This is a genomic window from Burkholderia sp. Se-20373 (genome assembly GCF_017104705.1).
Classification (GTDB): domain Bacteria; phylum Pseudomonadota; class Gammaproteobacteria; order Burkholderiales; family Burkholderiaceae; genus Burkholderia.
On record NZ_JAAGPH010000074.1, the window covers coordinates 13,836 to 37,515 of the forward strand.

Annotated in this window: 23 protein-coding genes and 1 pseudogene; 8 read left to right on the forward strand and 16 right to left on the reverse strand. The window is 68.7% G+C overall.

The annotated features are described in order from the left end of the window. Positions 1–28: 28 nt before the first annotated feature. The 3 genes from G3N96_RS22710 to G3N96_RS22720 all read right to left on the reverse strand — a co-directional run bounded on the left by G3N96_RS22710 (position 29) and on the right by G3N96_RS22720 (position 2,915). Positions 29–415 carry a Rid family hydrolase gene (locus G3N96_RS22710; protein WP_006751946.1) on the reverse strand — a complete coding sequence of 129 codons (387 nt, stop codon included), beginning with the start codon at positions 413–415 and terminating at the stop codon, positions 29–31. Between the two features lie 77 nt (positions 416–492). Beyond that, positions 493–1,974: a D-aminoacylase gene (locus tag G3N96_RS22715; protein ID WP_206138528.1), complete on the reverse strand. Its 1,482-nt coding sequence runs from the start codon at positions 1,972–1,974 to the stop codon at positions 493–495. Positions 1,975–1,976: 2 nt separating this feature from the next. Then, the gene (locus G3N96_RS22720; protein WP_124580713.1) at positions 1,977–2,915 is read right to left on the reverse strand and encodes a MurR/RpiR family transcriptional regulator; all 939 of its coding nucleotides are present in this window, start codon (positions 2,913–2,915) and stop codon (positions 1,977–1,979) included. Positions 2,916–3,034: 119 nt separating this feature from the next. Between G3N96_RS22720 and G3N96_RS22725 the strand changes: the two genes are divergently transcribed. After that, positions 3,035–4,315 (forward strand): amino acid deaminase, encoded by a 1,281-nt coding sequence (locus tag G3N96_RS22725; RefSeq protein WP_174940195.1) that lies wholly within the window; start codon positions 3,035–3,037, stop codon positions 4,313–4,315. 166 nt (positions 4,316–4,481) lie between these two features. Further along, on the forward strand, positions 4,482–5,063 hold the full coding sequence (locus tag G3N96_RS22730; protein ID WP_206138529.1) for a DJ-1/PfpI family protein: 582 nt from the start codon (positions 4,482–4,484) through the stop codon (positions 5,061–5,063). A gap of 83 nt (positions 5,064–5,146) precedes the next feature. On the opposite strand, the gene G3N96_RS22735 is transcribed toward G3N96_RS22730, so the two are convergent. Both G3N96_RS22735 and G3N96_RS22740 read right to left on the reverse strand, forming a co-directional pair. Further along, positions 5,147–5,593 (reverse strand): MarR family transcriptional regulator, encoded by a 447-nt coding sequence (locus tag G3N96_RS22735; RefSeq protein ID WP_206138530.1) that lies wholly within the window; start codon positions 5,591–5,593, stop codon positions 5,147–5,149. A gap of 26 nt (positions 5,594–5,619) precedes the next feature. Next, on the reverse strand, positions 5,620–7,215 hold the full coding sequence (locus G3N96_RS22740; protein WP_206138531.1) for an MDR family MFS transporter: 1,596 nt from the start codon (positions 7,213–7,215) through the stop codon (positions 5,620–5,622). A 107-nt stretch (positions 7,216–7,322) separates the two neighbouring features. On the opposite strand from G3N96_RS22740, the gene G3N96_RS22745 reads away from it, so the two are divergent. Then, on the forward strand, positions 7,323–8,165 hold the full coding sequence (locus tag G3N96_RS22745; protein ID WP_124580704.1) for an EcsC family protein: 843 nt from the start codon (positions 7,323–7,325) through the stop codon (positions 8,163–8,165). Here the strand turns inward: G3N96_RS22745 and G3N96_RS22750 are convergent. From G3N96_RS22750 to G3N96_RS22775, 6 genes and pseudogenes are all read right to left on the reverse strand, one after another. After that, positions 8,135–9,097, reverse strand: a complete 963-nt coding sequence (locus G3N96_RS22750) for an alpha/beta hydrolase (protein ID WP_206138532.1) — start codon at positions 9,095–9,097, stop codon at positions 8,135–8,137. The genes G3N96_RS22745 and G3N96_RS22750 overlap by 31 nt on opposite strands. Before the next feature lie 137 nt (positions 9,098–9,234). Beyond that, positions 9,235–9,414, reverse strand: a pseudogene (locus G3N96_RS22755) (zinc ribbon domain-containing protein); the annotation flags it as partial. 17 nt (positions 9,415–9,431) lie between these two features. Next, complete coding sequence (locus tag G3N96_RS22760; protein ID WP_046544429.1) at positions 9,432–9,866, reverse strand: CHRD domain-containing protein; 435 nt, start codon at positions 9,864–9,866, stop codon at positions 9,432–9,434. 388 nt (positions 9,867–10,254) lie between these two features. After that, complete coding sequence (locus G3N96_RS22765; RefSeq protein ID WP_006497398.1) at positions 10,255–11,028, reverse strand: class II aldolase/adducin family protein; 774 nt, start codon at positions 11,026–11,028, stop codon at positions 10,255–10,257. A gap of 149 nt (positions 11,029–11,177) precedes the next feature. Continuing rightward, a complete protein-coding gene (locus G3N96_RS22770; protein WP_206138533.1) occupies positions 11,178–12,803 on the reverse strand; it encodes a phospholipase D-like domain-containing protein in 1,626 nt (541 codons plus the stop codon). A 225-nt stretch (positions 12,804–13,028) separates the two neighbouring features. Then, positions 13,029–13,745: a FadR/GntR family transcriptional regulator gene (locus tag G3N96_RS22775; RefSeq protein ID WP_206138534.1), complete on the reverse strand. Its 717-nt coding sequence runs from the start codon at positions 13,743–13,745 to the stop codon at positions 13,029–13,031. Positions 13,746–13,879: 134 nt separating this feature from the next. On the opposite strand from G3N96_RS22775, the gene G3N96_RS22780 reads away from it, so the two are divergent. From G3N96_RS22780 to G3N96_RS22795, 4 genes are read left to right on the forward strand one after another with little or no spacing between them, the layout of a single operon-like run. Then, positions 13,880–14,680, forward strand: coding sequence for a (Fe-S)-binding protein (locus G3N96_RS22780; protein WP_206138535.1), 801 nt, complete (start codon positions 13,880–13,882; stop codon positions 14,678–14,680). Beyond that, the gene (locus G3N96_RS22785) at positions 14,677–15,402 is read left to right on the forward strand and encodes a lactate utilization protein C (RefSeq protein WP_206138536.1); all 726 of its coding nucleotides are present in this window, start codon (positions 14,677–14,679) and stop codon (positions 15,400–15,402) included. The genes G3N96_RS22780 and G3N96_RS22785 overlap by 4 nt, the downstream gene beginning before the upstream one ends. Further along, entirely contained in the window at positions 15,399–16,844 is a 1,446-nt protein-coding gene (locus tag G3N96_RS22790; protein WP_124580693.1) for a LutB/LldF family L-lactate oxidation iron-sulfur protein, read from the forward strand. The genes G3N96_RS22785 and G3N96_RS22790 overlap by 4 nt, the downstream gene beginning before the upstream one ends. Before the next feature lie 50 nt (positions 16,845–16,894). Then, complete coding sequence (locus G3N96_RS22795; RefSeq protein WP_206138537.1) at positions 16,895–18,613, forward strand: lactate permease LctP family transporter; 1,719 nt, start codon at positions 16,895–16,897, stop codon at positions 18,611–18,613. Positions 18,614–18,712: 99 nt separating this feature from the next. Here G3N96_RS22795 and G3N96_RS22800 read toward each other — a convergent pair whose 3' ends face one another. The 5 genes from G3N96_RS22800 to G3N96_RS22820 all read right to left on the reverse strand — a co-directional run bounded on the left by G3N96_RS22800 (position 18,713) and on the right by G3N96_RS22820 (position 23,052). Further along, the gene (locus G3N96_RS22800; protein WP_124580689.1) at positions 18,713–19,474 is read right to left on the reverse strand and encodes a M48 family metallopeptidase; all 762 of its coding nucleotides are present in this window, start codon (positions 19,472–19,474) and stop codon (positions 18,713–18,715) included. 196 nt (positions 19,475–19,670) lie between these two features. After that, positions 19,671–20,453, reverse strand: coding sequence for a glycosyltransferase family 2 protein (locus G3N96_RS22805; RefSeq protein ID WP_206138538.1), 783 nt, complete (start codon positions 20,451–20,453; stop codon positions 19,671–19,673). 125 nt (positions 20,454–20,578) lie between these two features. Further along, positions 20,579–21,877 (reverse strand): endoribonuclease L-PSP, encoded by a 1,299-nt coding sequence (locus G3N96_RS22810; RefSeq protein ID WP_206138539.1) that lies wholly within the window; start codon positions 21,875–21,877, stop codon positions 20,579–20,581. An 87-nt stretch (positions 21,878–21,964) separates the two neighbouring features. Continuing rightward, a complete protein-coding gene (fabG, locus tag G3N96_RS22815; RefSeq protein WP_206138540.1) occupies positions 21,965–22,681 on the reverse strand; it encodes a 3-oxoacyl-ACP reductase FabG in 717 nt (238 codons plus the stop codon). 110 nt (positions 22,682–22,791) lie between these two features. Next, a complete protein-coding gene (locus G3N96_RS22820) occupies positions 22,792–23,052 on the reverse strand; it encodes a phosphopantetheine-binding protein (protein WP_039360173.1) in 261 nt (86 codons plus the stop codon). Positions 23,053–23,566: 514 nt separating this feature from the next. On the opposite strand from G3N96_RS22820, the gene G3N96_RS39890 reads away from it, so the two are divergent. Continuing rightward, the coding region (locus G3N96_RS39890) for a hypothetical protein (protein WP_346778907.1) at positions 23,567–23,680 on the forward strand (114 nt) is incomplete at its 3' end.

Consider the following 23,680-nt stretch of genomic DNA (forward strand, 5'->3'; position numbering starts at 1 on the left):
CGTTGCGTAGCGGCTCGCCCTCGCCGCGTTACTTCGCCGGCGCCTTGTACGCGATGCAGTCGACCTCGACCTTGCAGTCGATGACCATGCTCGACTGCACGCACGCGCGTGCCGGCGGATGCTCGCCGAAGTACGACACGAACACCTTGTTGAACGACGCGAAATCGCGCGCATCGTCGAGCCACACGCCGCAGCGCACGACGTGCTCGAGGCCGTAGCCGGCTTCCTTCAGGATCGCGATCACGTTCTCGATCGTCTGCTTCGACTGCGTGACGATGCCGCCTTCGACGACCTCGCCGTTCACCATCGGCGTCTGGCCCGACACGTACAGCCAGCCGTCGGCCTCGACCGCGCGTGCAAACGGCATCACCTGGCCGCCCGTGCCCTTCGCTTCGCCTACGCCATATCGCTTCATCGTTTCACTCCTTGTTTCGGTTACGGATGCGCGCACCGACGACGGCGCGCGCGGCAGATCGGAAACAACCACCGCGTTCAGAACGCGGCGTCGGCACTTGCCGGCACGCGCTCGCCGCGCGCGACGAAGCCGCCGGCGCGCTCGCCGGTCGGCTGGCCGTTTTCATAGGTCAGCACGCCGTTCACCCACACGGCGTCGATCCCGTGCGCGGGCTGCTGCGGCTTCTCGAACGTCGCGGCATCGATCACGCTCGCCGGGTCGAACAGCACGAGATCCGCGTGATAGCCCACATGCACCTCGCCGCGCCGTGCGAGCCCGTAGCGGCGCGCGGACAGCGACGTCATCTTGCGGATCGCCTCCTCGAGCGGCAGCAGGTTCGTGTCGCGCACGTAGTGGCCGAGCACGCGCGGGAACGCGCCCCACAGCCGCGGATGCGGCAGCGGATCGTTCGGCAGGCCGTCGGAGCCGACCATCGTCGCGGGATGCGACAGGATCCGGCGCACGTCGTCCTCGGACATGTTGTGGTACACCGCGCCCGCCGGGCGGACGCGCTGCGCGGCTTCCTGCTCGGTCACGCCCCAGTCGGCCGCGATCGCCTTCAGCAGCTTGCCTGCCACTTCCGGGTGCGGCTCCGACCACGTGATCGTGATGTCGATGTCGCCCGTCACCTGCTTCAGGTCGAGCGTCGACGAGCTGCGGCTGTACGGATAGCAGTCGCAACCGACCGGCTGATAGCGGCGCGCGCCTTCGAGCGACGCGAGCACCTCGGTGCTGCGCCCCCAGTTCGACGGGCCCGCGCACTTCAGGTGCGAGATCACGACCGGCACGCGCGCATGGCGGCCGACCTGGTACGCCTCTTCCATTGCATCGAGGATCGCGTCGAACTCGGTGCGCATGTGCGTGGTGTACAGCGCGCCCGCATTCGCGAGCGGCTCGGCGAGCGCCATCACCTCTTCTGCCGGCGCCGCGAACGCGGAGCCGTACGCGAGGCCCGACGACAGGCCGAGCGCGCCGTTCGCAAGCGCCTCCTCGAGCTGCGCGCGCATGCCGGCGATCTCGCCGTCGGTCGCCGCGCGGTCGAGGCGGTCCATCTGGTTGTTGCGCAGCGCCGTGTGGCCGACGAGCGCCGCGACGTTTACGGCCGGACGCGCGTCGTTCACGGCCGCGACGTAGTCGGCGAAAGTCGGATACTGGAACGCGCCGCGTTCGCCGAGCAGGTTCATCGGATCGGGCGGATCGCCCGCGAGCGTCACCGGCGACGCGCTGATCCCGCAGTTGCCGACGATCACGGTCGTCACGCCCTGTGAGATCTTCGGAATCATCTCCGGTGCGCGGATCACGTGCGTGTCGTCGTGCGTGTGCACGTCGACGAAGCCCGGCGCGAGCGCGCGGCCGTTCGCCTCGACGACGTTCTCGGCCAGCCAGTTCGACAGGTTGCCGATCGCCGCGATCAGGCCGTTGCGGATCGCGACGTCGCGCGTGACGGGCGGCGCGCCGGTACCGTCGTAAAGCTGCGCGCCGACGATCAGCGTATCGGCGGCTTCGGGATGCGAATGCATGGTCAGTCTCCTACCGGTTGACGGTCTCCGCCGCCGCGATGCGCATCGAGCGCGTGCTTGATGCGGCGCAGCGATTCTCGGCCCGCATCGCCGAGCCGCAATGCGACTCCGGTGACGAGCACGTCGATCGCCATCATCATCGCGTAACGCGATGTCGACGGCTTGTAAATGAAATCGGTTTCGAACGCGACGACCGGGATCAGGTGGTCGGCCAGCTTCGCGAGCGGCGATGCCGGCGCGGTGATCGCGATCAGCTTCGCGCCGTAGCGCTTCGCGAGCCGGCAGCTTTCGAGCAGCTCGGGCACACGCCCGCTCACCGACAGCGCGACGACGACGGTGTCGCGCGACAGCGTCGCGGCCACCATCCGCTGCAGCACGCTGTCCTGGTAGCTCGCGACCGGCCGGCCGAAGCGCACGAGCCGGAAGCGCAGCTCGTCGGCGAGCGCGGTCGAGCCGCCGCCCTGGCCGTACACGTAGGTCATCTTCGCGGCGGCGAGCAGGTCGGCGGCTGCGTCGAACGATGTATTGCGCAGCAGCTGATGGTTGTGCGCGAGCGCCACGCGGATCTCGTCGTAGACCATCGACGCGGGGCTCGTGTCGTCGGCCGGCGCGTCGTCGGACGGCACCAGAAAGCGCTGGCCGACGGCCGCCGCCTGCGCGACGAGCACCTTCAGTTCGCGCACGTCGCGGCAGCCGACCGCCTTCGCGAAACGCGTGACCGTCGCGACGCTGACCTCCGCGTCGCGTGCCAGCGCGCCGATGCTGGCATGCGCGGCGCGCGCCAGGTCGGCGAGGATGAACGCGGCGACCTTGCGCTCGGCTTCGCGCAACTCGGGCGCACATTCGGCGATCCGCGCAACGATGTCGAGCACCGGCGGAGCGGCCGGCGCCGGATGAAGCTCGGCTGCGAGCGGGGCGGACGGGGTGGCGGGCGTATTCATCTGCGGAAAAGGGTGCGAGGCTCGATGTTACTAAATAACATCACCGCGCCGATGCTACTTTCTGTACCATCGGCGTGTCAACTTCAGTGCAATGCATAGTGATGATGGAGCGGGATGACATGAAAGTTACAAACTATCAGGAAGCGACGATCGATCCGTTCGGCAAGGGCCTCGGCAATCTGCCCAGCGCGAGCGTGCCGCTCGGCGACGCAGGCCGCCTCGAGTGGAACCTGCTTGCGGAAGACGTCAGCCTGCCGGCCGCCGTGCTTTACGAGGATCGCATCGAACACAACCTGAACTGGATGCAGGCCTTCGTCCAGAAGTACGGCGTCAAGTTCGCGCCGCACGGCAAGACGACGATGGCGCCGCAACTGTTCCGCCGCCAGCTCGACGCCGGCGCGTGGGGCATCACGCTCGCGACCGCGCACCAGACGCAGGCCGCGTATCACGGCGGCGTGCGCCGCGTGCTGCTCGCGAACCAGCTGGTCGGCCGCCAGAACATGACGATCATCGCCGGGCTGCTGTCCGATCCCGATTTCGAATTCTTCTGTCTCGTCGATTCGGCGGAGAGCGTCGACCAGCTCGGCCGCTTCTTCGGTGCGCTGAAGAAGCCGCTGAACGTGCTGCTCGAGCTCGGCGTGCCGGGCGGCCGCGCGGGCGTGCGCGATGCCGCGCAACGCGAGGCCGTGCTCGCCGCGATCGCGCGCTATCCGGACACGCTGAAGCTGGCCGGCATCGAACTCTACGAAGGCGTGCTGAAGGAAGAAGGCGAGATCCGCACGTTCCTGCAGGAAGCGGTCGCGCTCACGCGCGAGCTGGCCGAAGCCGGCCGCTTCGCGCGTACGCCGGCGATCCTGTCCGGCGCCGGTTCGGCGTGGTACGACGTGGTCGCGGAGGAATTCGCGAAGGCGTCGAACGCCGGCTTCGCGGAAGTCGTGCTGCGTCCGGGCTGCTACCTGACGCACGATGTCGGCATCTACAAGAAGGCGCAGACCGACGTGTTCGCGCGCAACCCGATCGCACGCACGATGGGCGAAGGGCTGCTGCCCGCGCTGCAGCTGTGGGCCTACGTGCAGTCGGTGCCGGAGGCGGATCGCGCGATCGTCGCGCTCGGCAAGCGCGACGCGGCGTTCGACGCGGGGCTGCCGGAGCCGGCGCGCCACTTCCGCCCGGGCCGCGACACCGCGCCGCGCGACGTCGCCGCCACCGAAGGCTGGGCCGTCACCGGGATGATGGACCAGCACGCGTACCTGCAGATCCCGCCGGGCGCGGACGTGAAAGTGGGCGACATGGTCGCGTTCGACATCTCGCACCCGTGCCTGACGTTCGACAAGTGGCGCCAGGTGCTCGTGCTCGATCCGCAGTTCAGCGTGACGGAAGTCGTCGAAACCTTCTTCTGACGCCCGTCGCGCGCAACGTGCCCCACCGCCCCGCCGCTCGCGCGGGGCGGCCGTCACGCGCGCTTCAAGCGGCCGGAGTACACTGCGCTTTCGTCCTCGAGGCCCCAGGCGGGTGTGGCACTTGCCTGTCGCGCGGGCCCTCAACGCAGCTCCACTGGAGAAAGCCATGGCCGCGAAGAAGATCCTGTTCCTGACCGGCGATTTCGCCGAAGACTACGAAACGATGGTGCCGTTCCAGGCGCTGCAGGCCGTCGGCCACCACGTCGATGCAGTCTGCCCGGGCAAGCGCGCGGGCGACAAGATCAAGACCGCGATCCATGATATCGAGGGCGACCAGACCTATACCGAGAAGCCGGGCCACCAGTTCACGCTGAACGCGGCGTTCGACGACGTCGACGCATCACGCTACGACGCGCTCGCGATCGCGGGCGGCCGCGCGCCCGAATACCTGCGACTCGATCCGAAGGTGATCTCGCTCGTGCGCGAGTTCGCCGAAGCCGGCAAGCCGATCGCGGCGATCTGCCACGCGGCGCAACTGCTCGCGGCCGCCGACGTGATCCGCGGCAAGCGCATCTCGGCCTACCCGGCCTGCGCGCCCGAGGTGAAGCTCGCCGGCGGCGAATACGCGGACATCCCGGTCGACGCGGCCGTGACCGACGCGCCGTTCGTCACCGCGCCCGCGTGGCCCGCGCATCCGGCGTGGCTCGCGCAGTTCCTCGCGCTGCTGGGTACGCGCATCGAGCTGTGAACCCGCTTCTGGCCGAAAGTGAATTGAGATGTTGAGATGAAGGGCCGGGCCGGCGGCGGATGCGCGCCGCCCCGCCCCGCGCTTCAGCGCGCGACCGGCGTCGAGCCGACGTCCGCGATCCGCGATTCCAGCATCGCCAGCGCACCCGACAGTGCAGTCAGCACGTCGTCCGGCAATTGCGCCATCGTCTGTTCGAGGAACGCCTTGCGGCGCGGCAGGCACGCGTCGAACGCGGCGCGGCCGGCGTCCGTCAGCGTCACGTTGGTCACGCGATTGTCGCGTGCGTCGGATTCACGCTGGATCCAGCCGAGCGCGTCGAGCGACTTCAACTGGCGCGTGAGCGCACCCGGATCGACGCGCAGCACTTCGACGAGCTTCTTCTGCGACGAATGCCCGCCCATCGTATGCAAGGCGACCATGATGCGCCAGCGCGGCATCGGTTGCCCGACGTGCGCCTCGAACGCGGTCATGAACGCGCGATACGTGCGTCCGAATTGCTGCAAGATCGCGACGCGGTCCTGTTCTTCCATGCGCTCAGTTCTACTCGTTCAATCGTTCAGTCGGCCGCGACATGCGGTTCGATCTTGTGCCGCAGCGCGATCGGCGGCACGCGGCGGCACTGCCACACCGACACCACGGCGACGACCGCCGCCATCGCGACGCCCAGGTGAATCGCGCCGACGAGCGATTCGCGGGCCGCTTCCAGCAGCAGCGCGCCATTATGCCCGGCCCGCGTCAGCTCCGCGACGAGACCGCCCTGCACGCCCCGATCGATCAGGATCTGCGGATCGGCGAGCTGCGCATGCCATTGCATCGCATGGTCGGCCGACAGCGCATTGCGTACGCCGCTCGAATACATCTGGTTGACGAGCGTGCCGGTGAGCGCGGTGCCGACCATCCCGCCGACCATCCGCAGCGACTGCAGCAACGCCGTGGCGATACCGAGATGCTCGCGGCCGGCCGTCTGCTGCGCGAAGACGGTGAGGTTCGGCAGCACGAAGCCGAGCCCGATGCCGCCGGCGACCATCAGCGCCATCAGCAGCCACTTCGGCGTCGTGTGGGTCGACACGACGATGCCCGCGCAGGTGATCGCGAACAGCACGAAGCCCACGTGCAGCATCGCGTTCGGGTTGCGGATGCGCGTGACGACCCGGCCGTTCATGATGCTGCCGATCGTGATGAACACGACGAGCGGCGTGATCACGAGCCCCGCCTCCTTCGGCGACATCCCGAACCCGCCCTGGAACAGCAACGGCGCGTAGAACAGCAGCGAGAACATCGAGAAGCCGGCGAGGATCGCCAGCACGAAGAGTGCCGACAGCGCGCGGTTGCCGAACATGTCGAACGGCAGGATCGGCTGCGCGCAACGCTTCTCCCAGTGCCACAGGCCGAAACCGGCCGCGACCGCGACGACGAGCAGCAGCGACGCCCAGCTCGCGACGCCGTACTTCGGCAGCCATTCGACGAACAGCTGCAGCGCGCCGAGCGACAGCGCGATCAGCAGCGCACCCGGCCAGTCGAGGCGCATCTTGCGATCGTGCTCGACGTGGCGCAGGTGCGGCAGGTAGCGCCACACGAACAGCAGCGATAGGAGGCCGACCGGCAGGTTCACGTAGAACACCGAACGCCAGCCGAACGACTGGGTCAGCACGCCGCCGAGCGACGGGCCGACCGCGTTCGCGATGCCGAACGCGGAGCTCATCAGCACCTGCCAGCGCAGCCGCACGACGGAATCGGGGAACAGGTCGGGAATGCACGCGAACGCGGTGCCGACCAGCATCCCGCCGCCGATCCCCTGCAGCCCGCGCGCGAGCACGAGCATCAGCATGTCGTTCGCCATTCCGCACAGCACGGACGCGCCGGTGAACACGACGATCGACACGATGACGAACGGCTTGCGGCCGTAGTAGTCGCCGAGCCGGCCGAAGATCGGCACCGTGATCACGGAACTGAGCAGGTATGAGGTCGCGACCCATGCGTACAGGTCGAAACCGCGAAGCTCGGCGACGATGGTCGGCAGCGCGGTGCCGACGACGGTCTGGTCGAGCGCGACCAGCATGGTGACGAATGAGATCCCGATCATCGCCAGCAGCGATTCACGGAACGGCAGGACTTGCCCGCTCGAATGGTGGGCGGCAGTATGGACGGCCATTTTTTGTTGGCGCAACTTTTGACGAGTCAAACAATCTCAAAATTCTAGCATGCCGGAGTAATCTAGGCTGGCGACGGTCAAACCGAACCAGACCGCCAAGGAGAAAGATGGAACCGATTTCAATCGCCCCCGCGACCACGCTGTCCCAGGAGGATCGGGACGCGCTGTGGCGCGCGAAGCAGGTGCTGGAAAGCCCGTCGCTGACGATGAAGCTGACGGGCATGCTCGGCGCGCCGGTCGAGAAAATGATCGCCCGGCTGCCGGATTTCGCGACCGGCAAGATCAATGACGCGACGCAGCTCGCGCTGCGCAAGTGCCTGAACATCGCGCTGCGCACGCTCGGCAAGCCGCCCGGGCCGGACGCCGAACCCGACAAGCCGAGCAACCTGCTGCACAAGCTCGCGGTGGCGACGACCGGCGCGGCAGGCGGCGCGTTCGGCTTTCTCGCGTTGCCGGTCGAGCTGCCGGTGACGACGACGCTGATCTTCCGCTCGGTGTGCGACATCGCGCGCAGCGAGGGGGAAGACCTGGGCTCGGTCGATACGCAGCTGCAATGCCTGGCCGTGCTCGGCATGGGCGGCAACCCGGACAAGCAGGAAGAGGACGCCGATCTCGGTTATTTCGTGCTGCGCGGTGCGCTTGCGCAGGCAATCTCGAAGGCGTCGTCCGACATCACGACGAAGGGCATCGCCGCGCACAGCTCGGCGGCCGTGTTCAAGCTCGTGCAGACGGTGGCGTCGCGCTTTTCGGTGCAGGTGACCGAGCAGATGGCCGCGAAGTCGATTCCGGCGATCGGCGCCGTGCTCGGCGCGACCGTCAATACGCTGTTCATCGACCACTTCCAGCAGATGGCGCACGGCCACTTCACCGTGCGCCGGCTCGAGCGCAAGTACGGCTCGGTGGCCGTCAAGGCCGCCTATCAGGCGATCGACGCCTCGCCGGCCCGCTGAACCGCACGCTCGACCGCGACGCGGCGCAGGAACGCGGCCGCGCGGTCGAGCGCGTCACGCGCTTCCGGCACCATCGGTGCGTACAGCTGCCACACGTGCGGCATGTCGGGCCACACCTCGATCTCCACCGCGACCCCGGCCGCCTTCGCCTTCTCGGCGACGCGGCGCGAATCGTCGAGCAGCACCTCGGTGCTGCCGACCTGGATATACAGCGGCGGCAGCCCCGTGAAATCCGCATAGAGCGGCGATGCGTACGGATTCGTGCCGGACTCGTCGCCCAGGTACAGCTTCGCGGCCTTGGCCAGCGCCGCACCCGCGAACATCGGATCGGCGCCGTCGTTCGTGCGCAGCGTCGCGCCGGTGGCGGCCAGGTCGGTCCACGGCGAGAACAGGATCGCGCCCGCCGGCAGCGGCTCGCCACGGTCGCGCAGCGCGACGAGCGTCGCGAGCGCGAGGCCGCCGCCCGCCGAATCGCCGCCGAGCACGATCGACTCGGGCGGCGTGCCGAGCGCCAGCAGTTGCCGGTACGCGGCCAGCGCATCGTCGAGCGCGGCCGGGAAGCGGTTTTCGGGCGCCAGCCGGTAGTCGAGGGAGAACGCGCGCACGCCCGCGCGCTTCGTCAGGCCGAACACGAGCGGACGGTGGGTCTTCGTCGAACAGAAGTAGTAGCCGCCGCCGTGGAAGTACAGCAGCGTGCGGCCAGGCCCGCGTCCGGCAACCGAGTCGGTGCGTTCGAGCCATTCGCCGCGCAGCGGCGCGTCGCCCGGGCCATGGCACTGGCGCAACCGGTAGCCCGATGGCGCACGGCGCGGCACAACCATCCGCAGGTCGGTAAAGCGCCGTGCACGGGCAGGGTCGAGCACCTCGCGCGTGGTCTCGGGACGGAACTGCCAGCGCAGCAGCCAGCAGGCGAACTTGCTTTGCCAACTCATCGGACGCACTCCGTAATCGCAGTGTGACGATGGTACGTGCGATCGTTCCCGCACCACTCGACAGGTGCCTCTACTTGACATCCTCCCGCGCCTGAAGGCTCGGGATTCCGACCGCGTTCGAAACGATGATGCTTGTCTCAGATCGCCTCGGCGGGTTCCTGCTTCACGGAGCGGCCCGACTGCACCGGCTCTCCACAGGCTGCAACGCGGTGCCCCCGCGCCAGTATGTTGATCGCACCGACCACATCGGCATGGCCCTCATGCCCGCACCCGACACAGCGGAATGCCGCCTGTGTCTGCCGGTTTCCGGCGCTCACGGATCAAACGCCGATACTCAGTTCGCCGGCATCACCTGGCCGCGGATCTCGCCGGCCGGGTGCTCCTTCGTATGGACGTTGAAATACCACTTGCCGCCCATCAGGTCGGTGACCTGCGCGTCGGTGAGTTCCTTCGAGCCCTTGATCGGACTCGCCAGCTCCTCCTTCGGAATCGGCACCTGCACGCCCGCGTTCTGGCCCACCGGCGCCGGCCCGTGGAAGTGCGCGGCGGTGGCCGGCCCCGTGAGGTGTTCGTAAGTGACCTTCCACTGCAGCATGTGCGTGGCCGTGTCGTAGGTGGCCTCGACGTCGCCCGAGCCCTTGGTCGCCGTGGGCGGCACTTCACTCGACGGCTGGAGATTGGCGGACAGGCGCACCGTTTCGGCGGCGGCGCTGCCGGCGGCCAGCACGCCCGCGAGTAACGCGACCTGGAGCAAACGCAGCTTGAGCATGGACTCTCCTTGTACGACGTTGTACGCCGCCCGAGCGGGGGCGCCAGATAGGATGGTAGTCGATCGCCGCCGGTCCGGGCGTCCGCCGAACGGCCATGCAGCGAATCGCCGCACCGCGCCCGGCCGACCCGCTCACGCGGCGCACGGCACACTGCGCACGGCGCACGGCGCGTCAGTCTGCATCAACCTGGAATGGACCTTTGCAGCCGGATGACTGAATCGGCGCGCGGCCTTTCGCTACACTTCGTCTCACAGTTGCTTGTTTCCTTCGTCCGAAGGAGTCTGCGAGTATTCACGCGGCCGCCCGGCCGCGTTTTTTTTGCACACGCCGCCGTCGGATCCGGTTCACCCCGTATCAGGCACGACGAAGCGAGCGCACCGCTTCGCGTCACGCGCGATAGCCCGGATCGATGCGATCGACGATCCGCTGCAGCGCGTCGAACGCGTCCTGCCCCGCGCCATGCTTCGGATCGAAATTCAGCGAATCGCGCACGCACCCTTCGAGCACCGGCGGCGCGATCGGCAGCGCGTCGCCGATCGCATGCGTGGCGACCTGCACCTCACATGCGCGATTGAGTAGCCACATCAGCGAGAACGTCTGCGCGAGCGTCGCGCCGATCGTCACGGGCCCATGGTTGCGCAACAGCAGCACCGGCCGGCCGCCGGCGCTCTCGACGATGCGCCGCCCCTCTTCGAGATGCACGGTGATGCCCTCGAAGTCGTGATAAGCGATCTTTCCGTACAGCTGCGCCGAATAGAAATTGGAGAACGACAGCCCGTCGCGCGAACAGCACACGGCCATCGTCGGCGTCGTGTGCACGTGCATCACGCAGTGCGCATCGGGCAGCGCCGCATGGATCGCGCTGTGGAACGTGAAGCCGGCCGGGTTGATCGGCCAGTCGGAATGACCGATCACGTTGCCGTCGATGTCGATCTTCACGAGGTTCGACGCGCATACCTCGCGGTAATGGAGCCCGAACGGGTTGATCAGGAAATGCCCGTCCTCGCCCGGCACGCGCAGCGAGATATGGTTGTAGATCAGCTCGGTCCAGCCGAGATGGTCGAAGATGCGGTAAGCCGCCGCAAGCTGCACGCGCGCCTGCCATTCGGCTTCGGAGAAACGGGCGGGACGCGTGAACGGCTGGTTCGGGACACGTTGCATGGGGGAACTCCGGTTGCGGGTGGGCGCGGCACGCGTCGCGCAGGCCGCCCGGCGGCGCCGTCGCGCACGCCACATTAGTTGCGCGCACAACCATATCACGCTTCCCCGCGCACCGGAAACGCGGGTTTAGCCGGAGCGCTTCCGTCCCCTTAAAGCTGATCGTCCACCGGCAGCAGCATGAACATGCCGGTCATCACGTTGCGCAGCAGCCCCGCGTGCGGATCGACGTGATAGGTGGTCGGCTGGCCGTTGTCGATGCCCGTCCATTCGAGTTCGGGCGCCCCGCCGCCCGCCGGCGTCACGAGGCTCACGCGGTAGCTTTCGTCCGGCTGCGTCACGCGCGCGAAGATCGTCGCGACCTGCTGCGCGAGCGCCGGGCTGTGAATCACGAGCGCCAGTTCCGTGTTCAGGTGCGCGGAACGCGGATCGAGGTTCATCGAGCCGATCACGAGGGTCTTCCGGTCGATCACGTACGCCTTCGCATGCAGGCTTGCCCGCGAGCGCGAGCCGAACAGGCGCGCGCGCGGCTGGCCCGGCTGTGCCTTGAACTCGTACAGCTCGACGCCGTGCCGCAGCAACGGCACGCGATACGGGCCGTAGCCGGCCTGCACGGCGACCGCGTCGGTCGCGGCGAGCGAATTCGTCAGGATCGCGACGCGCACGCCGCGCGCGGTCGCGTCGCCGAGGATCTTCACGCCCGCGTCGTGCGGCACGAAATACGGCGATAACGCGAGAAATTCCTGCTGCGCGCCGCGCGTGAGTTCCACCAGGCGCTGCATCGGCGGGCTCACGTACGCGTCGGTCGGACGCGCGACCTTGTCCGGCGCGTCGACCTTGAACTCGGCGGGTGCCCAGACAAGCGCGAGTTCGTCGCGCGCGATCTGCTGCGCGAGCGGCGACGCGTTCAGCGGCTTCGCGTTGTACGGCTCGGCGTTCGTGCGCCAGTGGGCGCGCAGCTCGTCGCGCGTCGCGTCGAGGTCCTTCGGATCGAACGACTGGTGATTCAGCACGCGCAGCGGATAGCTGCTCGCACTCGACCAGTACGCGTCGAAGCTCGCCGAGACGTCGTTCGTCACGGGGCCGGCGGCCAGCACGTCGAGATCGCGGAACTGCAGCGTCGGGCTCGCGTTGAAGTATTCGTCGCCGAGATTGCGGCCGCCGACGATCGCGATCTGGTTGTCCGCGATCATCGCCTTGTTGTGCATCCGGCGCGTGAAGCTGTCGATGCGTGTGAAGAAATTGGCCGTGCGCTCGACCATGCGCTGCTGCGACGCGCCGAACGGGTTGAACACACGGATCTCGATGTTCGGGTGCGTGTTCAGCGCGGCCATGATGCGATCGATGTCGCGGAAGTTCAGGTCGTCGACCAGCATCCGCACGCGCACGCCGCGATCGGCCGCGTACAGCGCCGCGGCGAGCAGCAGCTTGCCGGTCGTGTCCTCGGTCGCGATGTAGTACTGCATGTCGAGCGTCTTCGTCGCGGCGCGCGCGAGCGCGATGCGCATCTGCAGCGCCTCGGCACCTTCCGGCAGCAGCCGGAAACCGGACTGGCCCGGATGCGCGGCCTCGGGCGCGGCCAGCGCGTCGCGCAGCGGCGTAGCGGCATCGGGCGGCAACGCGTGGGAGACCGGGCGCTCGAGCGTGGTGGCGGGCGGATGCGTCGCGCAGGCGGCGACGAGCGACAACAGCATACCGACGGCCAGCGCGCGGGCCGGGCGGCAGGCGGCGCGCCACGACAGCGCGGCCGGTACGCGCCGGATCAAAGAGGTGAACACGGAAACTTCCTCGACTGGCGGAGCAAAAGGCCCGCATGCGCCGCGGCGCGCGGCTGGCGCGCGGTTCCGGCCGATTCTAGTGGGCGCCCGATGAACCGGTCAATCGCGCGGGGCGCCGCCGGCAGCTTCAGGCCACGGATGGCCGCCCGCCTGCCGGGCGCCGATGCCCCGCCGCTCCGGAGTCGCCCGCCGGACGGCCCACGCACCAAAGCGGCCCAACCAATTTCATGCTCCATCGCCGCTGCGCTCGAAATGGCTGCGCACATAGTCGATATGCGTCTGCATCGCGGTGCGCGCCTCCTCGGGCCGTTGCGCGCAGATCGCGTCGCACACGACGCGGTGCTGCAGCAACAGCAGCTCGGACGCCTGCTCGTCGTGCGTCGTCATGCCCGCCACGTTGATCGAGATGTGCTCGCGCAGCATCCCGATCACGCTCGTATGCAGGTGCAGGAACATCGTGTTGTGCGACGCGAGTGCGATCGCCTCGTGCAGCTTCGCGTCGGTCGCGGCTTCGACGGCCGCGGCGCCGTTCGCGTGGGCGGTTTCGAGCTCGCGCAGCAGCGCACGGATCCGGCGCCGGTCGTTCGCATCGGCGCGCAGCGCGGCGAAATAGGCGGTCGCGCCTTCGAGCACGCGGCGGAACTCGAGAATGTCGTCGCGCAGCGCCGGATGATCGGCGACCAACTGGCCCCACGGCGACGCGATACCGGCACGCAACTGGTCCGTCACGTAGACGCCCGCGCCGCGCCGGCTCTGCAGCAGCCCGCGCGCGACGAGCCGCTGGGTCGCCTCGCGCACCGTATTGCGCGCCACGCCGTATTCCCGCGCGAGCACGCGCTCGGCCGGCAGGCGCGCACCGGCCGGCCAGGTGCCGTCGAGCAGCGCCGTCTCGATCTTGCGCATCACCACTTCGGTCCGGCCCCGTGCCGTCATCGCTGCCATCGTCGCGTCTCCCTGCGGAATGCCTTCCGCGCCGATTGGCCCAACCAATTTGAGCTGCGGCGCCGTCGCGGGAATTATGCAGCGAAATCGTCGTCCCGCATCCGCATGCCGGGCCGCCGCCACTGGAGCGAGACATGAACGAAAGGCAGTACCCCGCCGCCGCCCCCGCGCACGTCTATCTGTTCGCGACCTGCCTGGTCGACCTGTTCGTCCCCGAAGCCGGGCTCGACGCGGTCCGCCTGCTGGAACGCGAAGGCCTGACCGTCCACTATCCGCGCGGCCAGAGCTGCTGCGGGCAGCCGGCCTACAGCAGCGGCAATCCCGACGAGGCGCGCCGCGTCGCGGCCGCGCAGCTCGACCTGTTCGCCGAACCGTGGCCCGTGATCGTGCCGTCCGGCTCGTGCGGCGGCATGATCCGGCACCATTGGCCGGCGCTGTTCGCCGACGATCCCGTCCACGGCCCCCAGGCGCGTGCGATTGCGGAACGCACCTACGAACTCACCGAATTCCTCGTACACGTGCTCGACGTGCGGCTCGATGCGCTCACCGCGCCGGCCGGCGCCAACGAGCGCGTGGTGCTGCACACGTCGTGCGCGGCCCGCCGCGAAATGGGCACGCGTGTGCACGGCGTCGCACTCGTCGACGCGCTGCCGGGCGTGACGCGCATCGAACACGAACGCGAATCCGAATGCTGCGGCTTCGGCGGCACGTTCTCGCTGAAGCATCCCGACATCTCCGGCGCGATGGTGCGCGACAAGGTCGCATCGGCCTGCGCGACGGGCTGCGACCGGCTCGTGTCCGCCGACTGCGGCTGCCTGCTGAACATCGGCCATGCGGCCGACAAGTCCGGCGCGCCGCTGCCCGTCGAGCACCTCGCCAGCTTCCTGTGGCGGCGCACGGCCGGCGCCGCATCGCTGCGTGGAGACAAGCCATGAGCGCGCGCGACGCCATCCTCCAGCGGCTGCGCGCCGCCGCCCCGGGTGTCGCCGCCGAGGCCGCCCCCGCGCTCGACGCGCGCATCGACACGCATTACGACGCGCGCCGCGCGCAGACCGAGACCGTGACCGCTCGCGATCCTCGCATGCTTGCCCACACGATGCAGGCCGCACTCATCGCGTCGCACGCGGACGTCTGGTGCGCGACCGGCGACGAATGGCCCGCGCAGCTCGCCGCGCGGCTCGCCGAAGCCGGCGTGCGCCGCCTGCTGCTCGACCCGGCCCGCGCCGAATCCGCGGCGCTCGCCCGCGCGCTGCCCGACACGGTCGCGCCGGTGCCGTTCGACCGGCCGATCGACGCATGGAAGACCGAACTGTTCGACACGATCGATGCGGGCTTCACCGTGGCACGCTCGGGCATCGCGGCCACCGGCACCGTCGTGCTCTCACCCGATGCCGGCACGCCGCGCACGGTGTCGCTGGTGCCGCCGCTGCATGTCGCGCTCGTCCATGCGAACACGCTGCACCCCGACCTGCACGCGGCCGTGCATGCGGAGCGCTGGCACGCCGGCATGCCGACCAACCTCGTGCTGGTGTCGGGCCCGTCGAAAACCTCCGACATCCAGCAGACGCTCGCCTATGGCGCGCACGGCCCGCGCCGCCTGTGGGTCGTGATCGTCACCGATACGGCCGCCACCGCCAGCGAGGCGCTCCCGCAATGAACGACCACACGCTGCAATTCGTCGCCCCCGGCGACTTCAAGGCCCGCGCGCGCGCCGCGCTCGACGATCCCGCGCTGCGCAAGAGCTTTCGCGGCGCAATGGACTTCCTGCAAGGCAAGCGCGCAATGCAGTTCCCCGACGACGACGAGCTGCAGCAACTGCGCGATCTCGGCGAAGCCGTGCGGCAGCACGCGCTCGCGCAATTGCCCGCGCTGCTCGAACGGCTGGAAACGAAGCTCACCGAAGCCGGCGTGCACGTGCACTGGGCCGAGACGGCCGCCGACGCGAACGCGATCGTGCTCGGCATCGCGCAGGCGAAGAAGGCCCGCCGCGTGATCAAGGGCAAGTCGATGGCGAGCGAGGAAATCGAGCTGAACCATTACCTCGCCGAGCACGGCGTCGACTGCGTCGAATCCGACATGGGCGAATTCATCGTGCAGCTCGCGGGCGAGAAGCCGTCGCATATCGTGATGCCGGCGATCCACAAGACGCGCGGCGACATCGCCGCGCTGTTCGAGGAACACATCCCCGGCACGCGCTACACGGAAGATGTCGACGAGCTGATCCAGACCGGCCGGCGCGCGCTGCGCCGCGCGTTCGCCGAGGCGGACATCGGTCTGTCCGGCGTGAATTTCGCGGCGGCCGACACGGGCACGCTGTGGCTCGTCGAGAACGAAGGCAACGGCCGCCTGTCGACGACGGTGCCCGACACGCACGTCGCGATCATGGGGATCGAGAAGGTCGTCGAGAAGCTCGAGCACATCGTGCCGCTGTCGAGCCTGCTCACGCGCTCGGCCACCGGCCAGGCGATCACGACCTACTTCAACCTGATCTCGGGCCCGCGCCGCGACGGCGAACGCGACGGCCCGCGCGAGCTGCATCTCGTGCTGCTCGACAACGGCCGCACGCAGGCCTACGCGGACGCGCAACTGCGCGCGACGCTGCAGTGCATCCGCTGCGGCGCGTGCATGAACCACTGCCCCGTCTATACGCGCATCGGCGGCCACGCCTACGGCACGACCTACCCGGGACCGATCGGCAAGATCATCTCGCCGCACCTGCTCGGGCTCGACGCGACGGCCGACCTGCCGACCGCATCGACGCTGTGCGGCGCGTGCGGCGAGGTGTGCCCGGTGCGGATCCCGATCCCGCAACTGCTCGTGCGGCTGCGCACCGAAGCGAACCGCAAGCCCGACGAGCCCGTCGCGCATCCGCTGCGCGGCCAGGGCGCGAACTACAACCGCGCGGAAGACCTCGTGTGGCGCTTCTGGTCGGGTGCGTTCGCGCATCCGCGTGCATACCGCGCGTTCCGCTGGACCGCGACGCGGCTGCGTGCGCTGACGCCCGCAAAGCAGATGGGCTGGACGCAGCACCGCACGCCGCTCGAGCCGGCGCCGCGCAGCCTGTCCGACCTGTTGCGCGCACGCGGCCAGCCCGAATAACCGTTTCGTTTCTCAAGCCGTATCGACAAAAACCTATGGAGGAGACATCCATGCAGGCCTGGCATCAGATCTACACGCCGCTCGGCAGCCTCGGGCTGTCGGCGTTCATCGCCGCAATCCCGATCATCTTCTTTTTCGTCGCGCTGGCCGCGCTGCGGCTCAAGGGCCACGTCGCCGCGGCGGTCACGCTGCTGCTGTCGCTCGGCGTCGCGATCCTCGCGTACGGGATGCCCGTGCCGCAGGCGCTCGCGGCGGCCGGCTTCGGCTTCGCGTACGGCATCTGGCCGATCGCGTGGATCATCGTCGCGGCCGTGTTCCTGTACAAGATCGTCGTGAAGACCGGCCAGTTCGACATCATTCGCGCGTCCGTGCTGTCGATCACCGACGACCAGCGCCTGCAGATGCTGCTGATCGGCTTCTCGTTCGGCGCGTTCCTCGAAGGCGCGGCCGGCTTCGGCGCGCCCGTCGCGATCACGGCGGCACTGCTCGTCGGCCTCGGCTTCAAGCCGCTGCATGCGGCCGGACTGTGCCTGATTGCAAACACGGCGCCGGTCGCGTTCGGCGCGATGGGCATTCCGATCATCGTCGCCGGGCAGGTGACGGGCATCGACCCGTTCCATATCGGCGCGATGGCCGGCCGCCAGCTGCCGCTGCTGTCGCTCGCGGTGCCGTTCTGGCTCGTGTTCATGATGGACGGGCTACGCGGCGTGCGGCAGACCTGGCCGGCCGCGCTCGTCGCGGGCGGCAGCTTCGCGGTGACGCAATACTTCACGTCGAACCACATCGGGCCCGAGCTGCCGGACATCACGTCGTCGCTCGTCAGCCTCGTCGCACTCGCCGCGTTCCTGAAGGTGTGGCAGCCGCGCACGGCGAAGCAGACGGCCGGCGGCCTCGTCGCGTCGGGCGGCGGCGCCGCGCTCGCGGGCTTCGGCGGCGCAGCCGCAGGCTCGCGCAGCGGCTTCGGCACCGGCACGAGCCGGCAGGCGTCGCCGTACACACTCGCGCAGACCGTGCGCGCGTGGTCGCCGTTCCTGATCCTGACGGCCGTCGTCACCGTATGGAGCATCGCGCCGTTCAAGGCGCTGTTCGCCGCGCACGGCGCACTCGCGTCGACCGTGCTGAAGTTCCATGTGGCGGCGCTCGACCAGCTCGTCGTGAAGACCGCGCCGATCGCCGCGACGCCGAAGGCGCTCGACGCGGTGCTGAAGATCGATCTCGTGTCGGCGGTGGGCAGCGCGATCCTCGTGACCGCGCTGATCTCGATGGCGCTGCTGCGGATGAAGCCGCGCGACGCGCTCGTCACGTTCGGCGAGACACTGAAGGAGCTGACGCGCCCGATCCTGTCGATCGGCCTCGTGCTTGCGTTCGCGTTCGTCGCGAACTATTCGGGGATGTCGTCGACGCTCGCGCTGATGCTGGCCGCGACCGGCGCCGCGTTCCCGTTCTTCTCGCCGTTCCTCGGCTGGCTCGGCGTGTTCCTGACGGGCTCGGACACGTCGTCGAACGCGCTGTTCTGCTCGCTGCAGCAGGCCACGGCCCATCAGCTCGGCGTGCCCGAGACGCTCGCGGTGGCCGCGAACACGACGGGCGGCGTGACCGCGAAGATGATCTCGCCGCAGTCGATCGCGGTCGCCTGCGCGGCGACGGGCCTCGTCGGCAAGGAATCGGAGCTGTTCCGCTTCACGGTGCGGCACAGCCTGCTGTTCGCGGTGATCGTCGGATTGATCACGCTCGCGCAGGCGTACGTGCTGCCGGGCATGGTGCCTTAAGCAGCACGCCCCAAAAAACAAAACCCCACGCCCGGAAAAGCGTGGGGTTTTTCATGTCGCCGCTGGATCGCCCGCCGCGGCGGGCGATCGGTTGCGCGATCAGCTGCCCTTCGCGATGCGATCCTCGATGTGCTGCGCACGGCTCGCCGACGACGGGTGCGAATCCATCATCGAGCTCTTGCCGCCGTCGAGCTTCGCGAGCTTCTGGAACGACGTGACCAGACCCTTCTGGTTCATGCCCTTCTGCTTGAGCAGGTCGAACGAGTAGTCGTCGGCCGCGCTTTCCTGCGACTGCGAGAACTGCGCATTGATGAACTTCTCGGTGATGTCGCCGAGCTGCGAGCTCGACAGTGCCGCCACGCCCGGCGATGCCGCGCCGGCCGCGGTGCGCGCCGCGCTGACCGCATAGGCCGTCTGCATCGCCTTCTTCGAGTGGCCGAGGGCGACGTGGCCCATTTCATGGCCGATCACGCCACGCAGTTCGTCGTCGTTCATCATGTCCATCAGGCCGCTGTACACGCGCACGCAGCCGTTGCCCATCGCCCACGCGTTGACGTCCTTGGTCATGTAGACCTTGTAGTTGATCTTCTGGCCGTTCAGCGTCATGTCGCCGAAGCCCTTCATCACCTTCGTCAGGCGCTTCGCGTAGGCGCTGTTCGCCGGCGCGATCTTCGATTCGGCATCGCTCGACTTGCACGAGTCGTTCGACAGTGCGGCGATGTCGCTGTCCGACAGCGTCGCTGCCTTGTACAGGCTGGTCCCCGCCGACGTCAGGCTGTTCGCGTCAAGGCTCTGTACCCCGCCGCACGCGCTCAACAGAAACGCCACGCCACACGCTGCCACCGCTTTCTTGAGTTGCATCCCGGAATCCCTCGATAGTTGTATTTGGGAGCGGCGATTTTGCATAATCCGGCAGAAAATTACCAGATGTTTACATCCGATGACACGTTGATTACTCGACGAACAGAAACGAAGCGGCGCGTCGACACGGAATTGACGACGAAAAACGGAGCAATCGCCTCAGCCGGGCGACGACCGGAACGGGAAACGGGCGGGCTCAGGCCGTCTGGCCGTGGCGTCGCGCCAGCCGCCGCGCGACCAGCATCGGCAGCCGGACCGCGAAGCCGGTGAACAGGCGCAGGTGCATCCACGCGAGCAGCGCGTTGTCGCGGCCGTAGTGGAAGTGCGAGACGCCGCCCTCGTGGCGGCCGAAATAGCGCACCGGCGCGTCGATGCGGATCGGCCGCACGCCGGCCCAGCACAGCCGCACGGCCGCCTCGGGATCGAAGTCGAAGCCGCGCATCCACGGCTGGCGGCGCATGATCGCGGCCAGCGGCGCGACCGGATACACGCGAAACCCGTACAGCGAATCGCCGATCCCGGCCCACAGCGTCTCGAGGTCGGCCCACGCATTCGACAGCCGGCGCCCCTGCACGCGCAACTGCGGCGCGCTCGCGTCGAACTTCGGCACGCCCAGCACCATCGCGTCGGGCGCGGCCTGCGACGCGGCCATGAACGCGGGAATCAGGTCGGCCGGATGCTGGCCGTCGGAATCCATCGTCAACACATGCGTGAAGCCGCTCGCGGCCGCCGCGTCGAGCCCGGCGAGCACCGCGGCGCCCTTGCCGCGGTTCTCCGGCAGCACGATCACGCGCAAGCCCGGGTCGCGCTCGGCCATCGCCTGCAGCCGTTCGGCGCTGCCGTCGGTGCTGCCGTCGACGACGACCCACACCGGATTCCACTGCGCGCGGGCATTGCGCACGGTCGTGTCGACCTTCGCGCCCGGGTTGTAGCTCGGAATCAGGACGAGATGGGTGGACGAGGCGTGCAGCTTGGACATGGAAACGGCCGATTGCGAAGACGGGGATCCTGACAAAAGTGTATGACTTGCCGGCGACCGTCGGCCGGCTTCGTCGACGTCGCCCGCGTGCGGGGCCGGTGGCTCGATCGTGAGGATTTCCCGCTTCATGACAGCCACGCCTCCTCATGACCCGCGCTGGCCTCGATCTCGACCAGCAGGTCGTCGCGGCACACGTCCGCATGGACGACGAGCGGCCGCACGCCGGGGCCGGCCGCCTCGCGCAGCACGCGCTCGATCGCGGCCAGCGCCGCGGCATCGCCGGCGTCGCGCACGTAGACGCGATAGCTCAGGTCGGCGAGCGAGAACGGGCCGTGCCCCTGGCGCGCGGCCTGCTCGAGCACGGCCGCGAGGTTCGCGACTGTCTCGCGCGTTTGCGCGACGACGTCGCCGTGATGCACGGTGCGGTGCCCGACGATGCTCGCGGTGCCCGACACGAACAGCACCGGCGCGGCATCGCCGTCCGACCATGCGGCGGCGCGCGCGAACGTCGGCGCACGCGGGCCGTACTCCGCCGGATAGTGATACGCGCTGACCTGGCGCGGGTTCTCGACCGGATCGGACGGTGTGCGGCTCGCGAGGAAATGAATCGCGAGCGGCGCGGCCGGCGATGCATCGCCCGCGACCGGCACGACCGAGCCGAGCGCGCATGCGGCCGGCACGCCGCCCGTCAGCGCGCGGCGACACGCATCGAACGCATGCTGGCGGCCGATATTGAACTGACGATAGCGTTCGATCCCGAACTGCACCGCATTGATCGCCGGCACGGTATTCCAGATGCGCAGCGGATGCGGCATGCCGAGCGAATCGAGCACGTCGAACAGTGCGCGGTACGCATCGTGGGTCGCGCGTTCGAGCGGGGTGCCGCTGTCGTGCGATTCGTTCGACTCTTCTGCATCTTCGTGCACGACGATGCTGCCGAACACGAGGCCCGCCGTTTCGCTGTACCGATAGTGCAGCGCGCCGCGCCGTTCGCTGCGCAGGTCGCGCGCATGGCATTGCCAGATTTCGCAGACGGTGTCGTCCGGCGCGATACCGGCGCCGAGCAGCGTCATCGGCACCGGAGCGACCGGCAGGTCGGGCACGACATCGGCCAGCATCCGTGCCGCCGCGTCCGCTCGTGATTCCGCATGCGATGCCGTGTCCGCGCCAATGCACACCGCACCCAATGCGCCGGGAAACGCGCGCTCGAATTCATCGCCACGACCACGCGCATCGTGCAGCAGCGCGGCAAGCCGCGCATGGCTCGTCCGGACGAGCCGCAGCGCGCGGCCGCCGCCGTGCGCGAGCGCTTCGCCCGATCGCGGTGCGGCCGGCCCGGCCGCCGTCTGCCCGCGCACGACGGGCGCGGTAGAGGACGACAGGGAACACGGGCGCCGTTCGGCGTCGACTGGATGCACAGACACTTCGATTTCCTCACTATGCGGCGCAGGCCGCGCAACCTCGCGGCCTGCGCCGCGTTGCGTTACGTCACGCCGACGCTGTGCGCTTCGTCAGGCGAGCCCGCCGTTGACGGACAGCACCTGCCCCGTCACATAGGCCGCGGCGTCGGACACCAGATACGCGACCATCGCCGCGACTTCGTCGGGCCGGCCCGCGCGCTGCGCGGGCACGAGCTGCTTGATGCGTTCCGCGGGAAACGCGTGCTCGGCCATCGGCGATTCGATGATGCCGGGCGCGACCGCGTTCACGGTGATGCCGCGCGACGCGAGCTCCAGCGACAGCGACTTCGTCGCGCCGATCAGCCCCGCCTTCGCGGCCGCGTAGTTGACCTGGCCGCGATTGCCGGTCACGCCGGCCACCGACGCGATGTTGACGATCCGGCCGCGCCGCGTGCGGATCATCGGCAACAGCAGCGGCTGCGTAACGTTGAAGAAGCCGTTGAGCGTCACGTCGAGCACGCTGTGCCACTGCCGGCGCGACATGCCGGCCATCGGCGCATCGTCGTGAATGCCCGCGTTGTTGACGAGGATCTGCACCGGCGCATTGTCGATGAACGGCTTCAGCGCGGCGAGCGTCGCATCGGCGTCGGTCACGTCGAACGCGATCGCGTGCGCGGCGCCGCCGGCCGCGACGATCTGCTGCGCGACGGCCTCCGCCTGCGCGAGATGGCGGTTCGCATGCACCCACACTTCATGGCCGGCCTGCGCGAGCGCCGTGCAGATCGCCTGCCCGAGTGCGCCGCTGCCGCCCGTCACGAGCGAGCGCATCGAATTGCTCCGTTCATCGCGTTCCACCTCGATCGACGCGGCCGCGCATCGTCTGCCGATCGCGGCCGCCTGCCGTCATCATCTGCGCGTCGCGCCCGTGCGCGACCCCGTCACTTCGTGCGGTGCGCGGCGACGTACGCCGCCAGTGCACCGAGCGTCGCAAAAATCTTCTGGTTGTCCGGATTGTCCGAACGCAGCTCGAAGCCGTATTTCTTCGAGATCAGCAGGGCGATTTCCAGGATGTCGATGGAGTCGAGCCCGAAACCCTCGCCATACAACGGGGTCTCGGCCGTCACGGTTTCGAGCGTGACGTCTTCGAGATTCAATTCGCCGATGATCAGCGTGGCGAGCTCTTGTTCCAGTGCGTTCATCATGCGTGCGGGCAGGCGGCCCGTGGCAGCGGAAGGTGCCCGGAAACGGCTGTCGCCATGCACGCCCGGCGCGTGCGAATCTCCGTCCCTCCGGCATCTGCCGGCTTCCCCGCCTGCTTTATTGGGGGATCGTTTGTAAAAGTTACGCGGATTCTAGACGAACGGGTATCGGGCCGTATACCGCCAATGGTTACAGACTGGCGAGCCGGCGCCGCGGCCCGTTTCGGGACCCGAATGCACGAGACGCTTGAGCCGCTTTGGATGGAAATGGACCGACCCCGCCAAACCGTTCGCCCCGCGCCATACAATCGGTTACAAAACCCGTTCACGCCCGCCCCGAACACGCGGTGCCGCGGCCCTAAAATGAGCGTGCCCGACCACCGGCCCGGACCCGCGTCCCGGCCGCCATTCATATGATGTTTGACGGCCCGACCACCGCGTCCGGCCACGATCCGCCCGATGTCGCCAGTCATGCCGCGCCCGTCCTTCCGCTCCGTTCCGGTTCAGAACGACAATGGCACTCATCGTACACAAATACGGCGGCACTTCGATGGGCTCGGTCGAGCGCATCAAGAACGTCGCGAAACGCGTCGCAAAATGGCATCAGGCCGGGCACCAGATGGTGGTC